Here is a 26,954-nt window from a genome sequence, read left to right on the forward strand (position 1 = left end):
CCACTGCAATGCATGGCGGGCCCGCCGCAACGAAAACGGGTCAATGCGCGCTCAGATAGTCCTCGAGGACGGGCCCCACCACGGCCAGGACCTCGGGTTCGATCATCTGATTGTGCTCGCACTCGATCTTCACTTCCCGGATGCCGCCGGTGACGGAACTCCGCCACTCCTCCGGTGAATGCTGGTCCGTCGACGCCGATCCGGCGGCGGTGAAGAACAGCAGATCCCCGTCGAACACCTGCGGGCGGAAGTTGTTCATGATCCGCGACGAGTTGGTGAATCCGGCGCTGATCCGCTCCAGGTGCTGCGGGGTCAGTCCCGTCTTCTGCCCGAACGCGTCGTCCAGCAACTCGACTGCCCGCTCGTAGGTGAGTTCCTCCCCGGAGACGGACTCGAGGTCCAGTCCGAGCCCGTGGAGCAACTCGGGCACGGTGAGGCTCTCCGGGCCCTGGTCGGTCCCGTCGGTCACGTAGCTGTCCATGACGGCCAGCGTGTCGACCGCCTCCCCTTCCCGCCGCAGTTCGACGGCCATCGCGTGGGCGATGACGCCGCCGAGCGACCAGCCCAGCAGGTGGTAGGGCCCGTGCGCCTGGACCTTTCGCATCTCCAGCACGTACTGGTGCGCCAGCTGCTCGATCGACTCGAAGCTCGGGCCACCGCTGATGATCGGCAACTGCAGGCCGAACGCCGGCCGGTCCTGCGATAGGTGCTGCAGGAGACCCGCGTAACCCCACGACAGGCCGATCCCGGGATGGATGCAGAACAGGGGCGGCTTGTCCCCCGTCGGCCGCAATGGGATGACCACGCCGAGCGCCTCATCCACCGGCGACCCGGCCGCGTTCTCCGTGTCGACCCGCAGCGCCAGGCCCGCGGGGGTCGGGTCCAGGAACATGGACTGCAACGGAATCTGCCGTCCGAGGCGTTCCTGCAGCACCGTGATCACCCGGGTGGCGACGATCGAGTTGCCGCCGAGGTCGAAGAAACTGTCGGCGGTGCCGACGCGGTCCACGCCCAGCACCTCTGCGAAGGCCTCGACGATGATCCGCTCGGTCGCCGTCGTCGGGGCCCGGAAGGCCGCGCCGGTGGTGCCGAACTCGGGCGCGGGCAGCGCCTTGCGGTCGAGTTTGCCGACCGGGGTCATCGGGATCTGATCGAGGACGACCACCGCGGACGGGACCATGTGCGCGGGCAAGCGGTCGGCCGCGTGGGTACGCAACTCCGCCGGTTCGAGATCGTGTCCCTCCGCCGCCCGCACGTACGACGCGAGGAGCGTGTCGCCGGACGGTCCGGTGTGACCGATGGTGGCGGCGAACGCGACCGCGGGGTGGCGGGCGAGGACGGCGTCGATCTCACCGAGTTCGATCCGGAAGCCGCGGACCTTCACCTGGAAGTCGGTGCGGCCGATGTACTCGATGGTGTGGTCGCCGCGCCAGCGCACCACGTCGCCGGTGCGGTACATCCGGCGACCGGGCTCGCCGAACGGGCAGGCGACGAACCGTTCCGACGTCAGCGCCGACCGGTTGTGGTACCCACGTGCCAGTCCGGGTCCGGTGATGTACAGCTCGCCGGGCACACCGACCGGGACCGGCTGCAGGCGCTCGTCGAGGACCAGCGAACCGAATCCCAGCGCGGGGGCGCCGATGTTCACGACCCCACCCGGACGCATCGGAGCACTGACGCTCGCCTGGATGGTCGTCTCCGTGGGCCCGTACCCGTTGTGCATGTTGCGGTGTTTACCCCAGATCTCCACGAGCTCCGGCGGGCAGGCCTCACCGGCCACCGCGAGGACGCGGAGCGATTCGAGTCCCACGTCCTCGATGGACGACAGCGCGGTGGGCGTGATGAACGCGTGCGTCACCGCGTTGCGCCGGAACAGGTCCGCCAGCTCCGTGCCACCGAAGACGGTGGGCGGCACGATCACGACCCGGGCCGACGCACCGAACGCCATCATCAGCTCGAAGATCGACGCGTCGAAGCTCGGGGACGCCAGATGCGAGACCCGGGACTCGTGCGTGACCTGGAACCGTTCGTGTTCCTCCGCGGTGAGGTTGGCCATGCCGCGGTGAGTGACGATGACACCCTTCGGTTTACCGGTCGATCCCGACGTGTAGATCAGGTACGCCGGGTGGGCCAGATGGAGCGGGCGCGTGCGGTCGGCGTCGGTGACCGGCGACGAGGAGACGGCCGCGACCTGCTCGGCGAAGGACTCGTCGTCGAGCACCAGCCACGGCACGGTGTCCGGCAGGTTGTCGCGACGGCCGGCGACGGTCAGGCCGACGGACGCCCGGCAGTCGGTCAGCATGTAGTCGATGCGGTCCCGCGGGTAGGTCGGGTCGACGGGCACGAACGCCGCACCCGACTTCGCGACCGACCAGATCGACACGACTTCCTCGATCGATCGCGGCATTCCGATGGCCACGAATGTCTCCGGCCCGACTCCCTGGGCGCACAGCACCCGCGCCAGCCGGTTGGACCATTCGTCGAGTTCGCGGTAGGTGACCTGCCGGTCCTCGAAGGACAACGCCACCGAATCGGGGTCGAGTGCCGCGGCGGCCGTCAGCAGGTCGGGCCACACCTCGGGGCGCACGTCGGGCTTGCCGCGCGCCGGGACCATCTCCTCGATCTCCGCCTCGTCGAGCAGCGGGAGGGTGCCGATCGGCCGGTCCGGATCGGCGGTGACAGCCGCGAGGATCCGGACGAACCGGTCCGCGATCGAGCGTGCGGTCCCGCGGTCGAACAGGGAGACGGCGAAGTCGAGACCGCCGGCGACACCCGCAGGCGCGCCGTCCTGGTCGAACTGCTCGGCCAGGATCACCTCGAGGTCTTCTTTCACCACCTTGGTTTCGAGGTCCACGTTCTCGACCCGCAGATCCGGCAGTTCCAGCGTCGGGTTCTCGTTGTTCTGGAACTCGAGGGCCACCTGGAACAGGGGCGAGTACGACGTGGACCGGGTCGGGTTGAGCTCCTCGACGAGGCGCTCGAACGGCAGATCCGAGTGCTGGAACGCGGCCAGATCCGTTTCCCGGATCCGCTGCACCAGTTCGGTGAACGTCAACGCCGGGTCGATCCGGTTCCGCAGGACCAGGGTGTTGACGAACATGCCGACCATGTCGTCGAGGGCGGCTTCACCGCGCCCGGCGACGGGGGTGCCGATGACGACGTCGTCGGTGCTGCCGAGCCTCGACAGCAGCACCGCCAGCGCGGCGTGGACGGCCATGAACATGGTGGCGTTGTTGGCCCGGGCCAGTGCCGTGAGCCGCTGATGGAGGTCGGCGTCGATCGCGAATTCGACCCGATCACCCTCGAACGTCTGCTGGATCGGGCGCGGCCGGTCGGTCGGCAGCTGGATGACGTCCGGCACCCCGGCCAGGGTCTCGGACCAGAACCGCAACTGCTGGTTGATCATCGATTCGGGATCGTTCTCCGAGCCGAGTCCGGCATGCTGCCACAGCGTGTAGTCGGCGTACTGGACGTGCAGCGGATCCCACTGCGGGCCGTCGCCGCCGAGCCGTGACGTGTACGCCACCATGACGTCGCGGGCGAGCGGCGCGAGGGAGAATCCGTCCGCGCTGATGTGGTGCACCACGATCGTCAGCACGTGATGGTCGGGCGCGATCCGGAACAGGGCCGCCCGGACCGGCACGTCGGTGCTGACGTCGAACCCGCGGGACACCAGGTCCATGATGTGCCGCGGCAGGTCCTCCGCCGCCACCGAGACGGTGTCGACGCCCGGTTGCGCATCGGCGGCGGGCAGGATCCGCTGGGTCGGTTCGTTGTCGACCGTCGGGAAGACGGTGCGCAGCGTCTCGTGCCGTTCGAGGACGTCGGCCATCGCCAGCCGCAGGGCGTCCTCGTCCAGGGTTCCGGTCAGCCGGACGGCCAACGGAATGTTGTAGGCCGGTGAGGACGTGTCGAACTGGTTGAGGAACCACATCCGCTTCTGCGCCAGCGACAGCGGAATCCGGTCGGGCCGTTCGACCGGCGCGAGGGCCGGGCGGGCACCGCCGCTCACACTGTCGGCGACGCGTGCGGCCAGCGACCGGACGTCGGGCGCCTCGAACAGGGCGCGCACACCGATGTCGGTGTCGAGGGCGTCCCGCAACCGCGCCGTGACCCGGGTGGCGACCAGCGAGTTTCCACCGAGATCGAAGAAGTTGTCGTCGATGCCGATCCGTTCGAGACCGAGGACATCGGCGAAGATGTCCACGATCTTGCGTTCGAGATCGTTGGTCGGCGGCTGGAACTCGGTGGTGGTGACGTGGAACTCGGGTGCGGGCAGCGCCGACCGGTCCAGTTTGCCCACCGGGGTCAACGGGATCTCGTCCAGGAACATGACGCTCGTCGGCACCATGTGCGCGGGGAGCCGGGTCGACAGGTGCGCGGTCAGTTCGGCCGGATCGACGCCGCCGGCCGTGTTGGGCAGCAGGTAGGTCACCAGCACCGTGTCACCGGACGGGCCGGGAACACCGAGGGTCGCGGCGAAGCTGACCCCGGGGAACGTGGCGATCTCGTTGTCGATCTCGCCGAGTTCGATGCGGAAACCGCGGATCTTCACCTGGAAGTCGCTGCGGCCCACGTACTCGACGGTGTGGTCGGCGCGCCACCGGACGATGTCGCCGGTGCGGTACATCCGCTCCCCCGCCTCCCCGAACGGGTTGGCGACGAACCGCTGGCTGCTCAGTTCCGGGCGCCGGTGGTAGCCGCGGGCGAGCCCGGCACCGGTGATGTACAGCTCGCCGGGAACTCCGACGGGCACCGGCTGGAGACGTGAATCCAGCACGAGCTCACCGACGCCGCGGATCGGGCCGCCGAGGGTGATGGGGTCGCCCACCGTCATCGGGTCGCTGATGTTGGCCATCACCGTGGTCTCGGTGGGGCCGTACGCGTTGGACAGTTGCCGGCCGGGCGCCCAGCGGGTCACCAGTTCCGGCGGGCACGCCTCGCCGCCGAACACGACGTGCTGGAATTCGTCGAGCCCCGTCGGGTCGACCGTGGACAGCGCCGCGGTGGTGACGAACGCGTGGGTGACGTGTTCGGACCTGATCAGTTCGGCCAGTTCCGCTCCGCCGTACACCGTCGGCGGTGCGATCACCATCGTGGCACCGACCCCGAAGGCCTGCAGGTACTCGAACACCGACCCGTCGAAGCTGGGCGTCGAGAAGTGCAGGGTGCGGGACGTCTGTGCCGCGGCGAAACGCTGCCGCTGGTCCTCGGCGAAGTTGTCGAGGCCCTCGTGGGTGACCACGACGCCCTTCGGCTTCCCCGTCGAACCGGAGGTGTAGACGATGTAGGCGGCGTTGTCGAGGCTTATCGGCGACCGCCGATCCGAATCGGCTACCGGCAGAGCCGGTTTCGACTGGCAGGCCTTCTCGAACTTGGGCGAGTCGAGCTGCAGCCACGGCACCGAGTCGGGCAGCGCCTTCTCGTACGCGGCCATGGTCAGTCCGATGGTGGCACCCGAATCGGTGAGCATGTGCTCGATGCGGTCCATCGGGTAGTTCGGGTCGACGGGGACGAATGCGGCGCCCGTCTTGGCCACTGCCCACACGGCGAGGACCGACTCGATCGATCGGGGAATGCCGAGCGCCACGAACGTCTCCGGGCCGGCGCCGCGGGAGATGAGCACCCGGGCGAGCTGGTTGGAGCGTTCGTTGAGTTCCCGGTAGGAGACGTTGCGGCCTTCGAACGTCAGCGCCGTGCGGTTCGGATCCAGGGCGGCCGCGTCCTCGAAGATCTGCGGCAGCGTCCGGACGGAGAACCCGGGGCGGCCGCGCACCGGCGCGAACTCGGCGAGTTCGGCCTCGGTGAGCAGTTGCATGTGGGCGAGCGGAATCTCGGGCCGGTCCGCGAGGGCGTCGAGCACCCGCTGCAGCCGGTCCGCGATCTCGTCGACCGCGCTTTCCTCGAAGACCTCGGGGAGGTACTCGAACTTGAAGTTCAGCCGCGCGTCCCCGGAGGCGACGACGGCGAGCGGGTAGTGTGCGGAGTCCTTGCCGTCGATGCCGGTGACGAACATCCCGGCGATGTCGGTCTGTTCCGTCAGCCCCGCCTCGTCCACCGGGTACGACTCGAACACGGTCAGCGTGTCGAAGGCGCCGCCGCCGCCGACCGCCGACTGGATGTCGGTCAGACCCACGTAGTGGTGATCGAGCAGTGCGGCCTGTTCGCTCTGCACACGTTCGAGCAACTCGCCCAGCGACTCCCACGGGTCGAGGGTCACCCGCACCGGCAGGGTGTTGATGAACAGACCCACCATCGATTCGATGCCCGCGATCTGCGGCGGCCGGCCCGAAACCGTCCCACCGAACACCACGTCGGAGCGGCCGACCAAGCCGCCCAGCACGATTCCCCACGCCGTCTGGACGACGGTGTTGAGGGTGAGCCCGCGTTCCCGGCTCAGGTCCCGCAACCGGGTGGTCTGCTCCTCCGACAGCGTGAAGGCGGTTTCCTCCGCCACGGCGGAGTGCGCTTCACCCCGCTCCAGCGGCGCGAGGAGGGTCGGCTCCTCGACACCGTCGAGCGCGGTGCGCCAGGCGTCGAGGGAGTCCGTGGTGTCGTGCCGCTTCATCCACGACAGGTAGTCGCGGTAGGAGTGGACCCGGGGCAGCAGGCTGCCGTCGGCGTCCAACGCGTACAGCGTCAGTAGGTCGCGAATGACCAGCGGAGTCGACCAGCCGTCGAGCAGGATGTGGTGGTTGGTCAGGATCAGCCGGTAGTCCTCCTCGGTGAGCCGGACGAGGGCAAGCCGCAGCAGCGGCGCGTTCGCCATGTCGAACTTCACCGACCGGTCCCGTGCCACGATCCGGTCGTATTCGCGGGTGGTCTCGTCCGGGTCGAGTGCCGAGAGGTCGAACTCCGACCACGGCAGTTCCACGTGCTGCTGGATGATTTGCGCGGAGGCGCCCGCGCTGTCGTGGACGAACGCGGCCCGCAGGTTGGGGTGCCGGTCCAGCAGGGCCTGCCCGGCCCGGCGGATCCGGTCCGGGTCGATGTTGCCCCGCAGTTTCAGCGCCAGCTGCACCAGGTACGGGTCGACCGAGGCGTCCGAGAACTGGGCGTGGAACAGCAGCCCGGACTGCAGCGGTGACAGCGACCAGATGTCCGACAGCGCCGGGAACCGGGCCTCGAGCCGGTCGATCGCGTCCTGGTCGAGGGTGACCAGGTCCAGATCGGACGGGGTCACACCGCCGGCGTCGGGCCGTGCGACGTGGGTGGTCAGCGCGGTCAGCGCCTGCACCCACAGGTCGGCGAGTGCGCGGACCTCGGACGGGGTGAGGACCCCGGTCGGGAACGCCCAGGTGGCCCGCAGCCGGTTGCCGTCGGCCCCGGTGCCGGTGACGGCATTGATGTCGAGCGCCGACGCCACCGGGATGTCGGAGGCGGGGATGTCGTCGAGCTTCGTGTCCGTCACCGGAACCCAGGCGTGACCGTGGATGTCGGTGGACGTCGCGCCGCCCAGCCGGCCCAGGTAGTTGAACGTGACCTGCGGCTTCGCCAGCGCCCGCAGCTGATCCGCGCTCTCCGGGTCCAGGTAGCGGAGCATGCCGTAGCCGATGCCGTGGTCCGGAATGGCCAGCAGCTGTTCCTTGATCGCCTTGACCGCGGACCCGGCGGCCTTGCCACCGGCGAACGCGTCGTCGAGGTCGATCCCCGACAGGTCCAGACGCACCGGGAACATCGCCGTGAACCAGCCGACGGTGCGGCCCAGATCGGCGCCCGGCAGCACCTGGTCCTCGCGGCCGTGGCCTTCGAGACTGACCAGCGATTCGCGCGTGAAGTCGCCGTGGGTGCGCCGCCACTGGGCCAGCGCCAGCGCCAGCGCGGTGAGCAGTCCGTCGTTGACGCCGCCGTGGAACGCCTCGGGGACACGGGTGAGCAGGGCGTCCGTGACGTCGGCGGGCACCTCCACGGTGACCTTCTCGACGGTCCCGGCCACGTCGATCGCCGCGTCGAGCGGACGCGATCCGATGAGCGGGTCGTCGGCCTCGAGCACCCGCCGCCACAGTTCGATCTCGCCGGCGCGTTCGCGCGTCGCCTCGACGAGGCCGTGCGACCAGCGCCGCATCGACGTGCCGACCGGTTCGAGGGTCGGTTCCTGACCCGCGGAGACTTGCGCCCACGCGGTCGCCAGGTCGGGGACGAGGATCCGCCACGACACACCGTCGACCACCAGGTGGTGGGCCACGACCAGCAGCCGCCCGCCCTGATCGCCCGCGTCGAACCACACCATCTGCAGCATGACCCCGGCCTCGGGGTCCAGTCGTCCTGCCGCGGCGTCGAGTTCACGGGTCGCGACCTCCGCGAACCCGGAACCGACCACCGACGCGACCTCGACGCGGTGCAGCACGTCGTCGACGTCGACCACGCCCACGGCCTGCACCTCGATCCGCCACTGCGGCTCGGCGCCGAGGAGACGGGCCCGCAGCATGTCGTGGTGATCCACGACGGCCGCGATCGTGCGCTTCAGCAGCGTCTCGTCGGCCGCGGCGGGCAGGGAGAGCAGCGCGGTCTGGGTGTAGCGGCGGAAGTCGCCGCCGCGTTCGAGCAGCCACGCGGTGATCGGGGTGACCGGCATCTCGCCGATCCCGCCACCCGGCAGTTCGTCGAGGACGACGACGTCGGCGGCACCCGCCCAGGAGGCGGCCTCGGCCAGCGCGGCAACGGTTTTGGCCTCGAACACGTCCCGCGGGGTGAGCACCACACCGGCGGCCTTCGCCCGGGCCACCAACTGGATCGACATGATGCTGTCGCCGCCGAGCGCGAAGAACGAGTCGTCCACACCCACCGATTCCAGACCGAGCACCTCGGCGAACAGACCGGCGAGGACGGTTTCCATCTCCGTGGCCGGGGCGCGGCCCGCCGACACCCGGGCCCCGAAGTCGGGTTCCGGCAGCGCGCGGCGGTCGAGTTTGCCGTTGCTCGTCAACGGCAGCGCGTCCAGCACCACGAGGGTGGCGGGCACCATGTACGAGGTGAGCTGGGTGCCCACGAATTCGAGCGCCGACGACACCTCGACGGTGGCGCCGGATTCCGGAACCACGTAGCCGATCAGCCGGTGACCGCCGTGCCCGTCGTCGCGGGTGAGGACGACGGCCTGGGCGATGCCGCGGTACCGGAGCAGCGCGGATTCGATCTCGCCGAGTTCGATGCGGAAACCGCGGATCTTCACCTGGAAGTCGCTGCGGCCCAGGTACTCGAGCTGGCCGTCGGTGTTCCAGCGCGCCAGGTCGCCCGTGCGGTACATCCGGGCCCCGGGACGGAGCGGGTCGGCCACGAACCGGGTCGAACTGAGCCCGGCCCGGCCGAGGTAGCCGCGGGTCACCTGGTCACCGGAGACGTACATCTCCCCGATGGTGCCTGGGGGAACCGGGTGCAGGCGCCGGTCGAGGACGTGGACGTGCAGCCCGGCGATTCCGCGGCCGATCACACTGGCCGACGCGGACTCGGCGAATTCGCGGTCGAGCGCGAGGTAGCTGACGTGGACCGTCGTCTCGGTGATGCCGTACATGTTCACCAGCGTCGGGGCGGAGTCGTCGTGCCGCGAGTACCAGCGGCCGAGCTGTCCGAGGTCGAGAGCCTCACCACCGAAGATCACGTACCGCAGCGCGAGCGCCGCCGCGTTCACGTCGATCTCCGAGACGATTCGGTCGGTCTCGGCGAGCTGATAGAACGCGGTCGGGGTCTGGTTGAGGACGGTGACCTGCTCGTTCCGCAGGAGTTCATGGAACATTTCCGGCGACCGCGCCGTGTAGTAGTCGACGACGACGAGTCGGCCGCCGTAGAGCAGCGGACCCCACAGCTCCCACACGGAGAAGTCGAACGCGTACGAGTGGAACATCGTCCACACGTCGTTCTCGTCGAACCCGTAGAGCGGCTGCGTGTTCGCGAACAGTGTCAGCACGTTGCGGTGCGAGACGACCACGCCCTTGGGACGGCCCGTCGACCCGGAGGTGTAGATGACGTACGCCACCGACGAGGAGTCGAGCGGCGTCACCCGGTCGGCGTCGGTGATCGTCGCCGGCGACTGCTGCGCGAGGTCGGCGGTGGTCTCGGGGTCGTCGAGCAGGATCGCCGGGGTCTCCGAATCCGGCAGGGCGGAGACGTCTCCCGTGGTGGTGATGACACAGTTCGGTGCGGCGTCCTCGAACACGAACGCCAGCCGGTCCGCCGGGTAGGTGATGTCGACGGGCAGGTAGCCGCCGCCGGTTTTGATCACCGCCAGCAGGGCGATGATCAGATCGCAAGTGCGTGGAAGTGCCACGGCCACCAGCGTTTCCGGCCCCACTCCCTGGGAGATGAGCAGGCGGGCCAGCCGGTTCGACCGGGCGTCGAGCTCCGCGTACGTCAGTGCCACGTCCTCCGACGTCACGGCCGTGGCGTCGGGGAACCGGGCCACGCTCTGCGCGAACCGGTCCGCGAGGGTGTCGGTGCCCGCGTCGAATCCGGCGGTGTTCCATTCGGTCGCCATCGCCGACCGCTCGGCGGCATCGGGGATCACGATGTCCCCGACCGGGGCCAGCGGGTCGGAGGTGACGGCGCCGAGGATGCGCAGGAACCGGTCGGCGAACGTCCGGACGGTGCCGGCGTCGAACAGATCGGTGGCAAAGATGAACGACGCGGCGATACCCGACGCCACCCCGTCCGCGTCGAATCCTTCCTCGACACTGAGCTGCAGGTCGAACTTGGCGACCTCGAGATCGAAATCGACGGCGGCCGCGGTCAGTTCCGGGAGCTCGAGCCGCGGTGTCTCGTTGTTCCGGAACTCGAGCAGCGCCTGGAACAGCGGCGAGTGCGCGGTGGAGCGCTCCGGCGCGAGAACGTCGACGAGCCGCTCGAACGGCAGGTCCGAATGGTGGAACGCGGCCAGGTCGGTGGACCGGACCTGATCCATCAGGGCGCCGAAACCTGCCGCCGGGTCGACGGCGCTCCGCAGCACCAGGGTGTTGACGAACATGCCGACCATGTCGTCGAGCGCCGCGTCACCGCGGCCGGCGATGGGTGTGCCGACCGCGATGTCCTCGGTGGACGAGAGCGCGGACAGCAGCACCGACAGGGCCGCGTGGACGGCCATGAACATGGTGGAGTTGTGCTTGCGCGCCAACGCCGCCAGCGCCCGGTGCACGTCCGCCGGAATCGTGAAGTCGACCTGCGCACCGCGGAACGACTGCTGGACCGGCCGCGCCCGGTCGGTGGGCAACTGCAGGAGTTCGGGCAGGTCGGCCAGCTGATCGGTCCAGTACCGGAGTTGCTGGGAGATCAGCGATTCGGCGTCGCTTTCGTCGCCCAGCAGTTGGAGCTGCCACAGGGTGTAGTCGGCGTACTGCACCGACAGCGGGTTCCACTGTGGTGCGCTTCCCGCGATGCGGGCGGCGTACGCGGTCATGACGTCCCGGGCGAGCGGGGTGAGCGAGAACCCGTCGGCGCAGATGTGGTGCACCACGATGACGAGCACGTGGTCGTCGGGGGCGAGTGCGAACAGCGCCGACCGCATCGGCACGTCGGCCGTCACGTCGAAGCCTGCCGTCGCGAGACCGGCGATGTGCTCCCTCAGTTCGTCCTCGGACACCTCGACGATCTCGAGGTTCGGCGTCCACTGACCCGGTGAGAGGACCACCTGGGTCGGTTCGCCGTCGTGGGACGGGAACACGGTCCGCAACGATTCGTGGCGGACGAAGACGTCCGTCACCGCGGCGCGCAGCGACTCCACGTCCAGATGACCGGTCAGCCGCACGGCAAGGGGGATGTTGTAGGCCGCCGACGACGTGTCGAACTGGTTGAGGAACCACATCCTCTTCTGCGCCAGGGACACCGGCACGTGCGCGGGCCGCGGCATCGGGCCGAGCGGGATCCGGACGTGGGCGCCGTCCTGCGCGGGTGCGAATGCCGTCGACTCGATGAGGCGGGCCAGTTGATGGATCGTCGGCGCCTCGAACAGGGTGCGGACGCCGATGTCGGTGTCCAGTTCCGCGGTCAGGCGTGCGGCGACACGGGTCGCGATCAGCGAGTTTCCGCCGATGTCGAAGAAGTTGTCGTCGATGCCGACACGTTCGATGCCCAGGACCGTGGTGATGACGTCGGCGATCGTGTGTTCGAGGACCGTCGACGGCGGCCGGAAGTCGTCCGACGTGGGCAGGAACTGCGGTTCGGGCAGCGCCGCCCGATCGAGCTTGCCGACGGGGGTGAGCGGGATCTCGTCCAGGATCATGATGCTCGACGGCACCATGTGTGCGGGCAGCAGGTTCGCCGTCCACTCCTTCAGTTCCGGCGGTTCGAGTGCCGACTCGGCCTCCGGCAGCACGTAGGACACGAGCACGGTGTCGCCGGCGGGACCGGGGCGCCCGAGGGTGACGGCGAACGCCACGGACGGGTGCGCGGCGAGTGCGCTGTCGATGTCGCCGAGCTCGATGCGGAAGCCGCGGATCTTCACCTGGAAGTCGGTGCGGCCCAGGTATTCGACCGTGTGATCGGACCGCCACCGCGCGAGGTCGCCGGTGCGGTACATCCGGTCGCCCGGCTCGCCGTAGGGGTTGGCGACGAACCGCTCGCTGGTCAGCCCGGCGCGTGCATGATAGCCGCGGGCCAGGCCCTCACCGGAGATGTAGAGCTCGCCGGCGACGCCGACGGAGACCGGTTGCAGCCGCGAGTCGAGAATCACCTCGGAGACGCCGCGGACGGGGGCACCGATGGTGACCGTCTCCCCCACCTGCAGGTGGTCGCTGAGGTTGCTCATGATGGTGGTCTCGGTGGGACCGTAGCCGTTGTACATGGTGCGGCCCGGCGCCCAGCGGGTCACCAGTTCCGGCGGGACGGCCTCGCCGCCGGCGACCACGTTCTGGAACACCTCGAGCCCCTCGGGGTCCACCGAGGCCAGGGCCGCGGGGGTGACGAACCCGTGGGTGACGCCCTCGGTGCGGATCAACTCCGCGAGTTCCTCGCCGCCGTACACGGACGGCGGCACGATCACCATGGTCGCGCCGACGGCGAACGACAGCAGGTATTCGAGGACCGAGGCGTCGAAGCTCGGTGAGGAGAAGTGCAACGCCCGCGACGTGGAATCCGTCGCATAGCGGGTCCGCTGCTCCTCGGCGAAATTGTCGAGACCGCGGTGGCTGACCACCACGCCCTTCGGCTTGCCGGTGGAGCCGGACGTGTAGATGACGTACGCCGGGTGTGCGAACCGCAGGGGCGCGACGCGGTCGTCGTCGGTGACGGTGTCGGTGGACATGGCCCGGATGGCCGTCGCGGTCTCGGTGTCGTCCAGGGTCAGCCACCTGACCGTGTCGGGGAGCCGGCCGTGGTCGGCCTCCAGGCGGAGACCGAACGTGCACCCGGAATCCGTGACCATGTGCTCGACCCGCTCACGCGGGTAGGTCGGATCGACCGGAACGAACGCCGCGCCGGTCTTGGTGATCGACCAGACCGCCAGGACCGATTCGATGGACCGTGAGATACCCAGGGCCACGATGTCTTCCGGGCCGACGCCGCGGTCGATGAGCAGACGCGCGAGCTGGTTGGACCGTTCGTCGAGTTCCCGGTAGGACATCCGGCGGTCCCCGAACACGAGTGCGGTCGCGTCACCCGCCGCGGCGGCCGTCTCGGCGAACATCTGCGGCAGTGTCCGCACGGAGCGGCCGGGCAGGCCGCGGGCCGGAACCAGTTCGGCCTCCTCGACGTCGGTGAGCAGCCGCAGCTGCGCCAGTTTCATCCCGGGGTGCTCGGCGAGCGCGATCAGCGCCCGGACGATCCGGTCGCCGATCCGCTCCACCTCGGCCCGGTCGAACAGCTCCTCGACGTACTCGAGCTTCAGCTGCAGGTTCTCGTGCGCCGAGGCGATCAGCGCCAGCGGGTAGTGGGCGGCGTTCGCGCTGTCGTGCACGTCGAGGACGTGCATGCCGGCGATGTCGGTCTGGTCGGTCAGCCCCTCCCGATCGACGGGATACGACTCGAACACGGTCAGCGTGTCGAAACCGGCACCGGGACCGGCCACCGACTGGATGTCCGTCAATCCGACGTAGTGGTGGTCGAGCAGCGCAGCTTGCTCGCCCTGGATGCGTTCGAGCAACTCCCCCAGCGTTTCCCGCGGGTCGAGAACCACGCGCACCGGCAGGGTGTTGATGAACAGGCCCACCATCGACTCGATCCCCGCGATCTGCGGAGGCCGACCGGACACCGTCCCACCGAAGACCACATCGGAGCGGCCGACCAAGCCGCCCAGCACGATTCCCCACGCGGTGCGGATCAGGGTGCTGAGGGTCAGGCCGTGCTCGCGTGCGAGCACACTCAGCTGATCGGTGCGGTCGACGTCGAGTTCGACGAGCAGTTCGCTGGACTGTGTGTCGCTCTGCACCGACGCGTCGGCAGGCGCGAGCAGCGTCGGCTCCTCCACCCCGGCGAGGGCGCGCTGCCACACACCGAGGGAGTCCTCGGTGCTGCGGTGCGACATCCACGCGAGGTAGTCGCGGTACGGGTGCACCCGCGGCAGCGCCGTGGCGTCACCCTCCGTGGCGTACAGGGTCAGGAGGTCGCGGATCAGCAGCGGCATCGACCAGCCGTCGAGCAGGATGTGGTGGTTGGTGATGATCAGGCGCTGCTCGTCCCCACCGATCTGGATCAGCATGAACCGCAACAGCGGCGGGGTGGCCATGTCGAACCCGCGACGCCGGTCGGCGTCGAGGAGTCGCACGATCTCGGCCTCGCGGCTCTCCGCGTCCAGACCGGACAGGTCGATCTCCGTCCAGGGCAGCTCCGCGGACCCGTGGATCGCCTGGACCGGGGTGCCGCCCTCGTCGTAGACGAACGACGCGCGCAGGTTCGCGTGCCGGTCGAGCAGGGCCTGCCCGGCCACCCGCATGCGGGACGGCACGGCACCGCGCAGTTCGAGAGTCACCTGCACCGTGTACGAGTCGATCGTCTGATCGGCCAGCAGTGCGTGGAACAGCAGTCCGGACTGCAGCGGCGACAGCGACCAGATGTCGGACAGCGCCGGGAAGCGCGATTCGATGCGGTCGATGGCGTCCTGGTCGAGGCTGACCAGTTCGAGGTCGGACGGTGTCACGCCGCCGGCGTCGGGGCGGGCCGCGTACGTCGTGAGCGCGGTGAGCGCCCGGACCCACAGTTCGGCGAGTTCCCGGACCTCGGCGACGGTCAGGACACCGGCCGCGTACGCCCAGGTGGCGCGCAACTGAGGCCGGTCCTCCACCTCGGTGGTGACCGCGTTGACGTCGATGGCCGAGGTGACCGGGGTGTCGAGGTCCTGCGCACGGTCCATGTCGACTTCACCGGTCGGCGTCCAGCCGGCGCGGGTGGCCGCCTCGGACAGGTCGGCGGCGAAGCGTCCCAGGTAGTTGAAACTGATCTGCGGCAGCGAACGGGCCGCGAGCAGCGGGGCGGTGTCGGCGTTGAGGTACCGCAGCATGCCGTAACCCATGCCGTGGTCCGGGATCGCGAGGAGTTGTTCCTTGATCGCCTTGATCGCGGAGCCGGCGGCCTTGCCGCCGTCGAACGCATCGTCGAGGTCGATGCCCGACAGGTCGAGACGCACCGGGAACATGGCCGTGAACCAGCCGACGGTGCGGCCCAGATCGGCGCCCGGCACGACCTGGTCTTCACGGCCGTGACCCTCGAGGCTCACCAGGGTCCCGTCGACGGACCTGCCGTGCAGGGTGTGGCCGCGGGTGCGCCGCCACTGGGTGACCGCCATCGCCAGCGCGGTGAGCAGTCCGTCGTTCACGCTGCCGTGGATGGCCTCCGGCAGGGCCGTGAGGACGGCCTCGCTGACCTCGGCGGGCAGCTGCACCGTGACGCGGCCGACGGTCGCGTTGACGTCGATGTCGGGGTCGAGCGGGCGGCTGCCGACGAGCGGGTCCTCGCAGTCGAGGATGCGCTGCCACAGGTCCAGTTCGCCTGCGCGGCTCGCGGCCTCGTCGACCAGTCCGTGCGCCCACCGGCGCATGGACGTGCCGACCTGTTCGAGAACCGGTTCCTGGCCTGCCGAGATCTGCGCCCAGGCGGTCGCGAGGTCGGGGACGAGGATGCGCCACGACACACCGTCGACGACGAGGTGATGCGCGACGACGAGCAGGCGGCCGCCGGATTCCCCGGCATCGAACCACACCACCTGCACCATGACACCGGCGGCGGGATCGAGCCGGTCCAGCGCGGCGTCGAGTTCCGCGATCACCGTCGCCGCGAATGCCCGGGTTCCCGGCGCGGTGGACACGGGGACCCGGCGGATCAGGTCCTGGGCGTCGACCTCGCCGACCGGGCGGACGGCGAGGTGCGAGTCCTCGGCGGAGACGATCAGCTGCGCGCGCAGCATGTCGTGCCGGTCGAGTACGGCCTGGAACGTGGCGCTCAGGGGTTCGAGTTCGCGCAGGTTCGGCGGTGCGGTCAGCAGCGCCGACTGCGACATGCGGTTGAACTCGCCGCCCCGTTCGAGCAGCCACTTCGTGATCGGGGTGGTCGGCATGTCGCCGACTCCGCCACCGGGCAGTTCGTCGAGGACGACGACGTCGGCGGCACCCACCCACGACGCCACCGCGGCGAGACCGGCAACGGTCTTGGCCTCGAACACGTCCCGCGGGGTCAGCACCACACCCGCCGCCTTCGCGCGGGCCACCAACTGGATCGACATGATGCTGTCGCCGCCGAGGGCGAAGAACGAGTCCTCGACACCGGCCGATTCCAGACCGAGGACCTCGGCGAACAGTCCGGCGAGCACCTCCTCCATCTCCGACACCGGCGCGCGGCCGGTCGACACCCGGGCGCCGAAGTCGGGTTCGGGCAGCGCACGGCGATCCAGCTTGCCTGCGGGGGTGAGTGGCAACTCGTCGAGGACGATCAGCGCGGACGGCACCATGTACGGGGCGAGGAATCCGCCGACGAATTCGAGGACGGCCTCCGGGTCGAGTTCCGCGCCCGCCGTGGGGACGAGGTACCCGACGAGCCGGTTCGCTCCGGTGCTGCCCCTGTGCGCGGACACCACCGAACGGGCGACCCCCGGGTAACGCGTGAGGGCGGTCTCGATCTCGCCGAGTTCGATGCGGAAACCGCGGATCTTCACCTGGAAGTCGCTGCGGCCCAGGTACTCGAGCTGGCCGGCACCGTTCCAGCGCGCCAGGTCGCCGGTCCGGTACATGCGGGCCCCGAGACCCCCGTACGGGTTGGCGACGAAACGCTCCGCCGTCGTTCCCGCCCGGTCCTTGTAGCCGCGGGCCAGACCGGAACCGCTGACGTACAGTTCGCCGGTCACCCCGTTGGGCACCGGGTGCAGGCGTGAATCGAGCACCATCTCCCCGGTTCCCATCGGCGGACGGCCGATGGTGACGCCCTCACCGGGAATCATCGGTCCCGTCACGCTCGACACGACCGTCGCCTCGGTGGGGCCGTAGGCGTTGAACATCCGCCTGCCCCCGGTCACCCACTGCGCCACCAGCTCCGGCGGGCACACGTCGCCACCGGTGGCGACGCACTCGAGCTGGTCGAGGCCCGCGGGGTCCACGGACGCCATGGCCGCCGGGGTGATGAACGCGTGCGTGACCCGGCCTTCCCGGAGCACGTCGGCGAGTTCGGTGCCGCCGATGACGGACGCCGGAGCGATCACCATGGTCGCGCCGGAGCCGACCGCGAGCAGCAGTTCCAGGATCGACGCGTCGAAGCTCGGCGACGAGAAGTGCAGCGTGCGCGACCGCGGGGTGACCCCGAAGCGGACGCGTTCGTCGGTGGCGAAGTTCGCCAGGCCGCGGTGGGTGACGACGACACCCTTCGGGGTGCCGGTGGACCCGGACGTATAGATCAGGTAGGCCGGGTTCTCCAGCGCGAGCGGGTGTGTCCGGTCGGCGTCGGTGACGACCGCGGCGGAGTGCGCGCTCACCTCGTCGTCGAATCCGGGTGCGTCGACCACGACGTAGGACGTGCAGTCCGGCAGCGTGGGACGGAACTCGGCGACGGTGAGCGCGAGCGCCGCACCGGAGTCGCTGAGCATGTGGACGATCCGGTCGGTCGGGTAGTTCGGGTCGACCGGGACGAACGCGGCACCGGTCTTGGCGACCGCCCACAGCGACAGCACCGACTCCGGCGAGCGCGCCAACGCCAGCGCCACCACCGATTCCGGGCCGATGCCACGCCCGATCAGCAAGCGGGCGAGCCGGTTCGACCGCTCGTCGAGATCGCGGTACGTCACCTCACGGCCCTCGTAGGACAGCGCGGCCGCCTTGGGGTCCACGGAGGCCGCGGCCGCGAGCAGTTCGGGCAGGGTCCGCGGTTCGGCGTCGGGTCCGTCCATCACCGGGGTGAGCGCCGCACGTTCGGACGCCACCATCAGGTCGATGTCACCGACGGCCATCCCCGGCTCGGACGTCACCGCGTCGAAGATCCGCTGCAGGTAGTCGGCGAAGCCGGCGATCGTGGACGCGTCGAACAGGCTCGACGCGTACGTGAAGGCCGCGGAGATCCCCGCCGGCTCCCCCGACGCCCCGAATTCCTCGGTGAGGGTGAGTTGCAGGTCGAAGTTGGAGATGTCGGTGGCCAGGTCGAGGCCGGTGACGGTCAACCCGGGCAGCTCCAGCCGCGGGCGCTCGTTGTTGCGGAACTCGAGCACCACCTGGAACAGCGGCGAATGCGACGTCGCGCGTTCGGGTGAGATCGCGTCGACCAGCCGCTCGAACGGCAGATCCGCGTGGTGGAAGGCGTTCAGGTCGGTGTCGCGGACCGTGGACAGCAGGTCGGTGAACGTGCCGGCCGGCTCGACCGGGGTGCGCAGCACCAGGGTGTTGACGAACATGCCGACCATGTCGTCCAGGGCGGCGTCGCCACGACCGGCGATGGGCGTGCCCACCGACACGTCGCCCGTGTCGCCCAGCCGGGCCAGCAGCACGGCGAGCGCCGCGTGCACGGCCATGAACACACTCGAATTGTGTTCGCGGGCAGTCGTGATCAACCGGCTGTGCACCTGCGGGTCGATGCTGAACGAGTGGATCCCGCCGCGCATCGACTGCTGCGTCGGCCGGGGGTGGTCCGTCGGCAGCGCGAGGAGTTCCGGAAGCCCGGCGAGCGTGTGCGTCCAGTAGTCGAGCTGCGCGGCCAGCAGGCTGTCGGGGTCGTCGGCGTTGCCGAGCACCCGGTGCTGCCAGAGCGCGAAGTCGGCGTACTGCACCGGCAGCGGCGTCCAGTCCGGTGCCTGTCCCCCGGTGCGGGCCGCATAGGCGGTCATCACGTCCCGGGCGAGCGGGGCCATGGAGAAGCCGTCGGCGCTGATGTGGTGGACGACGATCACGAGCACGTGCTCGCCGGGATCGGTACGGAACAGGGCGGCGCGCACCGGCACCGACACGGTGACGTCGAACCCGGCGCCCGCCAGTCGCGAGATGTGCTCGGGCAGTTCCGCTTCCGTCGTCGCTATCGGCGACAGGTCGGGCACCACGTCCTCGGTCGGCAGGATCACCTGGACGGGTTCGCCCTCCACCATCGGGAACCGGGTGCGCAGCGACTCGTGCCGGTCCATCACGTCGGCGACGGCGTCCTGCATCGCGTCCTCGTCGAGGTCGCCCGTCAACCGCACCGCGAGGGCGATGTTGTAGGCCGGGGAGTCGAGGTCGAACTGGTTGATGAACCACATGCGCTTCTGCGCCAGCGAGACCGGCAGTCGATCGGGGCGCGCCCCGGCCACCAGCGGCGGCCGTTCGGCGCCCTGCACGGCCTCGGACTCGATCCGGGTGGCCAGCGTCGCGACGGTCGGGGCGTCGAAGATCTCCCGGACCCCGATCCGGCTGCCCAGCGCGGCGTTCACCCGCGCGACCAGCCGGGTGGCCACCAGTGAGTTGCCGCCGAGGTCGAAGAAGCTGTCGTACACACCGATCCGGGGCGCGTCGAGCAGATCCGCGAAGATCGACGCGAGGATTTCCTCGATCGGGTTCCGCGGAGTGACGAATTCGGCGGACGGGCTGAGGAACTCCGGCTCGGGCAGGGCACCCCGGTCCAGCTTGCCGGTGGCGCCGAGCGGGAACCGGTCGAGCACGATGATCCGGGTCGGCACCATGTAGGCGGGCAGCGCCTCCGCCGCCGCGTCGCGCACGACGGCGGTGTCGATGTCGGCGCCGGCCACGGGAATCACGTAGCCGACGAGGCTTTCGCCGGTGGCCTCGCTGCGGTGCACGGTCACGACCGCCTGCGCCACCGACGGGTGCGCCAGCACCGCCGCCTCGACCTCGCCGAGTTCGATGCGCTGACCGCGGAGCTTGACCTGGAAGTCGCGGCGGCCGATGTACTCGATGTTGCCGTCGGCACGCCAGCGGACGACGTCGCCGGTGCGGTACATCCGCTGTCCCGGCGCGCCGAACGGGTTCGCCACGAACCGGTCGGACGTCAGATCGCTGCGGCCGACGTAGCCGCGGGCCAGCTGGATGCCGGCCAGGTACAGCTCGCCGTGCACCCCGACCGGCACGGGGTGCAGCCGGGAGTCGAGGACGTACACCTGCGTGTTCCACACGGGTGCCCCGATCGGGACCGAGGCCCGGTCGCCTTCCGTGCACTCCCAGTAGGTGACGTCGACCGCCGCTTCCGTCGGGCCGTACAGGTTGTGCAGCGCCGCGGACCCGAATTCCCGGAACGCATCGGCGGTGGCGGGCGGGAGCGCCTCACCACTGCAGAACACCTGGCGGAGCGAACCGCACAGTTCCGGTTCGGCGCCCGCCGTGAACACCGCGAGCATCGACGGCACGAAGTGCATGGTGGTGACCTGGTGGTCGGCGATGATGTGGGACAGGTAGGTCGGGTCGCGGTGACCGTCCGGCGCGGCGAGGACGAGTCGAGCACCGACCTCGAGGGGCCAGAACAGTTCCCACACGGACACGTCGAACGTGACGGGCGTCTTCTGCAGCACGACGTCTGTGTGGTCCATCCGGTACGTGTCCTGCATCCACAGCAACCGGTTCACGATCGCGCGGTGGCTGACGGCGACCCCCTTGGGCCTGCCGGTCGATCCGGAGGTGTAGATCACGTAGGCGGTCGAATCGGGGTGGATCGGACCGCCCCGCTCGGCGGCGGTGATCGGGGTGCTCGGCCGCCGGGACAGGTTCAGGGTGTCGATCTCGATCACCGCCGCACCCGCCGCGCTGTCGACGCCCTCGCACCGGTCGCGGGAGGAGGTGAGAACGCATGCGGGCTCGGCACTCTCGATCACGTAGGCGATTCGCGAGGCGGGGTGGTCGGGGTCGAGCGGAACGTACGCTGCCCCGGTCTTCTCGACCGCGTAGATCGCGATCATCAGCTCGAGTGAACGGCGCAGGGCGACGGCGACCCGGGATTCGGGTCCGACGCCGCGGGCGAGGAGTTCGCGTGCCAGCCGGTTGGCGCGGGCATCGAATTCCGCGTACAGCAGTTCCTCTTCGGCGAACACGACGGCCACGGCGTCCGGGGTCCGGGCCACCTGCGCCTCGAACAGGCTGACCAGGGTCGCCGAGTCCGGCACGGCGACATCGGTGTCGATCCACTGCTCGAGCATCCGGTGGGTCTCGTCCGCGCCGATCAGGTCGATGTCGCCGACCTTCGCATCCGAACCGGCGGTGATGGTCTCGAGCAGGGTGACGAAGCGTTCGGCCAGCGCCGTCATCGTCGGCGGGTCGAACAATTCCGACGCGTACGAGAATTGGACGTCGATCGCACCCGGGGCGCCGGATTCCTCGGTGTGCTCGGTGAGGATGACCTGCAGGTCGAACTTCGCGGCGCCGGTCTCGAGCGCCTCGACCTCCACGTCGAGCCCGGGCAGCTCGAGCCGCGTGTTCGCGAATCCCTGCAGCACCAGCATCACCTGGAACAGCGGTGAATGTGCCTCGGAGCGGGTCGGCTTCAGTTCGTCGACGAGCCGCTCGTACGGCAGATCGGTGTTGCTGAACGCCGCCAGATCCACGGAGCGGGTGTGCGAGAGAATCTCGGGGAAGCTGCGATCGGGGTCGACGGTGGTGCGCAGGACGACGGTGTTGACGAACATGCCGACGACGTCGTCGAGTTGGCGCTCCCCTCGACCGGAGACCGGGGATCCGATCGACACGTCGGATGATCCGCTCGACCGGGACAGCAGGACCGCGAGGGCGGCGTGCACCACCATGAACAGGCTGGCGTCGTTGGCGCCCGCGATCTCGAGCAGGGCGGCGTGGATGCGCGCCGGGATCGAGAAGTCGGCGGTGGCGCCGATCATCGACTGCCGGGCCGGGCGCGGCCGGTCGGTCGGCAGATCCATGACCTCGGGGGCGCCGTCGAGGGTGCGGGCCCAGAACGCCAGCTGGCGTGCGAGGAGGCTCGTCGGATCGTCGGGGGAACCGAGCAGCTCGCGCTGCCACACCGCGAAATCGGCGTACTGCACCTCGAGCGGTGCCCACTGCGGCGTGTCGCCTGCGGCGCGGGCGTGGTAGGCCACCATCACGTCCCGGGTCAGCGGTGTCATCGACAGGCCGTCGGCGGCGATGTGGTGCACCACGAACACCAGCACGTGATCGTCGGTCGCGGTGCGGTAGAGCTCCGCCCGGATCGGCGGTTCGACGGTGACGTCGAAACCGGTTGCGGCGTCGGCGATCAGGCGGGATTCGAGCTCGTTCTCGGCCACCTCGACCGCGTCGAGGTGCGGGCTCACCTCCGCGACCGGCAGAACCACCTGAATGGGACCGTTGGGGGTGTTCGGGAACACCGTCCGCAGCGACTCGTGCCGGGTGAGGACGTCACTCACCGCGGTCCGCAGCGCCTCCACGTCGAGCGTGCCGCGCAGCCGGATACCGACGGGAATGTTGTATGCGGGCGAGGCGGTGTCGAGCTGGTTGATGAACCACATCCGCTGCTGCGCCAGCGACACCTGCACCGGGCCGGACCCGGCCCGCGGCGCGAGCACGGGGCGGGCGGAGGTGCGGGGCCCGAGAGCGTCGACGCGGGCACTGAGCAACGCGACGCTGGGCGCCTCGAACAGATCGAGCACCCCGATCTCCGTGCTGAGGGCCGCGTTGACCCGGGACACCACGCGGGTCGCGACGAGGGAGTCGCCGCCCAGGTCGAAGAAGCTGTCGTCGACGCCGATGCGTTCGACTCCTAGAAGCGCCGCGAACACCTCCGCGATCTGCATCTCGGTCGGGGTCACCGGCGCCCGGTAGACGGTGGAGGTGGCCTCGAACTGCGGTTCCGGCAACGCCTTCCGGTCGAGTTTGCCCGCCGGGGTCAGCGGGACCTCGCGGAGCACCATCACCCGGGCGGGCACCATGTGCGCGGGCAGCGCGGCCGCGGCGTGCTCGAGGATGTCGCCGACGACGATGTCCGTCCCGTCCTCGGGGAGCACGTACGTCACCAGCACGGTGTCGCCGGACGGTGCGGTCCGTCCGACCGTGGTCGCGAACGCCACACTCGGGTGCGAGCGGACGACGGCGTCGATCTCGCCGAGTTCGATGCGGAACCCGCGGATCTTCACCTGGAAGTCGGTGCGGCCCAGGTATTCCAGCTGTCCGGCAGCGTTCCACCGCGCCAGGTCTCCGGTGCGGTACATCCGCTCGCCGGGCGCCCCGTGGGGGTCGGCGACGAACCGTTCGGCGGTCGGGATCGACCGATTGTGGTACCCGCGTGCCACACCGTCGCCGGTGATGTACAGCTCGCCGGGGACCCCTCTCGGAACGGGGTGCAACCGCGAATCGAGCACCAGCAGACCGCAACCGCGGGACGGACGGCCGATCGTCACCGGTTCGCCGACCGTCAACGGTCCGGCCACGCTCGCGACGACGGTGGCCTCGGTCGGGCCGTATGCGTTGAACATGACCCGCCCCGGCGCCCACTGCGCCACCAGCGCAGGAGGACAGCTCTCACCACCGGTGACGACGCACCGGATGTGGTCGAGGCCGGTGGGATCGACGGATGCCAGCGCGGCAGGGGTCACGAACGCGTGCGTCACCCGTTCCCGACGCAGCAGGTCCGCGAGTTCGGTACCGCCGTACACCGTCGACGGCGCCACCACCATCGTGGCGCCGGCACCTACCGCGAGAAGCAGTTCCAGGATGGACGCGTCGAAACTCGGTGACGAGAAGTGCAGGGTGCGGGATCCCGCGGTGACGGCGAACCGCTGCCGCTCGTCCTCGGCGAAATTGGCCAGGCCGACGTGGGTGACGACGACACCCTTGGGTGTGCCGGTGGAACCGGACGTGTAGATCAGGTAGGCCGGGTCCGCGGTCCGCAGCGGCCGGAGGCGGTCGGCATCGGCGACCGTGCCGGCTGCGTGCTGCGCCAGGTCCCGGCCGAACGACGCGTCGTCCATCACGAGCCACGGCGTGGTCTCCGGCAGCGACGACCGGTGCGCCGCCACGGTGAGACCGACGGCCGCACCGGAATCGGTGAGCATGTGTTCGATGCGATCGGCCGGATAGTTCGGGTCGACCGGGACGAACGCGGCCCCGGACTTCGCGACCGCCCAGGTGGCCAGCACCGACTCGATCGACCGCGCGATCGCCAGCGCCACAACCGAACCCGGCCCCACCCCGTGCCCGATCAGCATGCGGGCGAGACGGTCCGACTGCGCGTCGAGTTCGGGGTAGGTCAGGGTGCGTCCCTGATAGACGAGAGCGTCCCCGTCGCCGCCCGCCTCCACGGCGCGCGCGAGCAACGTGGGAAGCGTGCGGGGCTCGACCGAGGGTTCGTCGCGGACCGGCGCGAGTTCCGCGTATTCGACCTGCTCGAGGAGGTCGACGTCCCCGATCGGTGCGGTGGGTTCCGCCGTCACCGTCTGCAGGATCCGGACGAAGCGCGCGGCCAGGGCCTCCGCGCTGGCGCGGTCCCAGACGTCCGTCGCGAACCGCAACCGGCCGTTGATGCCGCCCGACTCCGATTCGGTGAGGGAGAACACGAGATCCAGACCCAGGGCCCGGTGTTCGCGCTGGATCGGGCTGACTGTCACGTTGCCCGACGAGTCGTGCGGATGCCCACCGTCGGTGAACTCGAGCATCACCTGGAACAGCGGTGTGTGCGAGGGATCGGATTCGGCTCCCAGGGCGGCGACGAGGTCGTCGAAGGGCAGCGCCGCATGCGTGAAGGCGGCCCGGTCGGCGTCCCGGACCCGGCTCAGGTGGTCGACGAACGACGATGCGGTGTCCACCTGCGACCGCAGGACGGTCTTGTTGAAAAATGCTCCGGCTTCCGGGTCGTCGGAGTCGGCCGCCTCGCGCCCGACGATCGGCGTTCCGATCACGACGTCGTCGGTGTCGCCCAGCCGGCCCAGCAGAACGGCCAGCGCGGCGTGCAGCGCGGTGAAGATCCCGGTGCCCGCCTCCTCGGCAAGCAGTGCCGCGCGGCGCTGCACCTCGGCGTCGACGGCGAACCCGACGACCTCGCCGGCCCCCGCCCGCTCGGCCGGGCGCGGCCGGTCCAGCGGCAGTGCCGCCACCTCCGGCAGGCCCGCCAACTCCCGCTTCCAGAACGCGAGCTGGGCCTCCCGCTCGAGGAACCGCGCACCGAGGCGGGCACTCTCGGCGTGAATGTCGGCGGTCCGCGTCTGCGGCTCGGCAGTGACGAACTCCTCGACGAGCTCCACGAACCTGCGGTGGTGGGCACGCAACTCCTCCGAGCCGTACCGGTTGGGGTTGCCGCGGAAATCGAGGAGCGTCTGCCCGTCACCGCTCTGATAGATGTTGACCAGCAGGTCGTCCACCGGGCCCGACGTCACGATGTGGTATTCACCCGTGACCGTGCCCAGCGTGAACGCCTGGTGGAACAGCATGACGTTCACCATCGGGCCGGCGAGGCCCTCCGCGGTGCCGGCGAGCCCGGCATCGCGGCGGATGTCCTCGAGGCTGCACCGCTGATGGCGCAGCGCACCCATCAATTCGAGCTGCGTTCGCTGCACGAGCTCGGCCACCGTGTCCTCCGGGCGGACGGTGATCCGCAGCGGGGCGACGTTGACGAGCATGCCACCGGACCGCTGCAACGGCGCCGTGGTGCGCGCCGACACCGGCAGGTTGATGAGCACGTCCCGCTTGCCCGTCATCCGGGACAGATAGCAGGCGAACCCGGCGAGCAGCACGGCCGCCGACGTGGCGCCGACCCGCTGATCCGACTCACCGAGGAAGCCCAGTGCGGTGTCGGAGATCTTCGCGCTCTCTAGCCGGCTCTTCGCCGCCGCGGGGGCGTCGTGGGTGGCGAGCGTCGATCCGTGCTCGATGCCGACAATGCGTTCGGCCCAGTACAACCGATCGTTCTCGAATCGGCTCGACGCCCGGTACTTCTGGTCCAGCTCGTAGAGGTCGCGCAGATCCAGCGCACGGTTCGGTTCCGGTTCGGTGCCCTCGACCGCCGCGGTGTACAGCGCCGCGATCCGGTTCACCATGGTCATACCGCTGTACCCGTCGAGCGCGACGTGGTGAATTCTGGTGTACCACAAGTAGTGCTGCTCACCGACCTGGAGAACGGTCATCTCGACGAGCCGGTCCCGGGTGAGCCGGAGCGGTGTCGCGTAATCCTCGTCGATCCACACCTGCGCGGCAGCCATCGGGTCGGACTCGCCCCGGAAGTCGAGGAAGCCGATCGACGGGTCGATGCTGAAATCGACCGCCTGGTAAGGCTCCCCGTCGACGTCCAGCAGTCGCAGGAACGGCGATTGGAACTCCTGACCCGCCCGGACCGCCGCATCGCTCAACAGGTCCAGGTCGATCTCGCCCCGCAACTCGATGTACTGGGCGATGAACTTGGGAACCGTGGGGCTCAGTTGTTGGGCAAACCACATGCTGCGTTGCACCGAGGAGAGCGGGAAGGCCCCTTCGGGAACGGTCACATCTTCGGCGCCGTTATTCGGCTGCGGCGAATTCACACTCGTCATCTCGTTCCCCCAGCGGGTAGAAGACCTTGGATGCGCAAGTCCTGCGCGTGAGACGGACCCACCGACGCCGGTCTCCCACGCTGTACTGATCGTGCTGTACGCGCGGGCCCGGTGTGCGTCGATTCGT

1 protein-coding gene is annotated in these 26,954 nt (G+C 69.8%); it reads right to left on the minus strand.

Features of this window, described 5'->3' with window-relative positions; all coding sequences use genetic code 11:
- Positions 1–40 precede the first annotated feature (40 nt).
- Positions 41–26,827: a non-ribosomal peptide synthase/polyketide synthase gene (locus PSR88_RS00635; protein WP_016884223.1), complete on the minus strand. Its 26,787-nt coding sequence runs from the start codon at positions 26,825–26,827 to the stop codon at positions 41–43.
- Between the last annotated feature and the right edge of the window lie 127 nt (positions 26,828–26,954).

Source organism: Rhodococcus sp. DK176 (assembly GCF_038447315.2).
GTDB classification, from domain to species: Bacteria; Actinomycetota; Actinomycetes; order Mycobacteriales; family Mycobacteriaceae; genus Rhodococcus_F; species Rhodococcus_F jostii_A.

Excerpts from the sequence above, each read along its gene's own strand:
- PSR88_RS00635 (WP_016884223.1), bottom strand. The coding sequence starts at position 26,827 with ATGACGAGTGTGAATTCGCCGCAGCCGAATAACGGCGCCGAAGATGTG.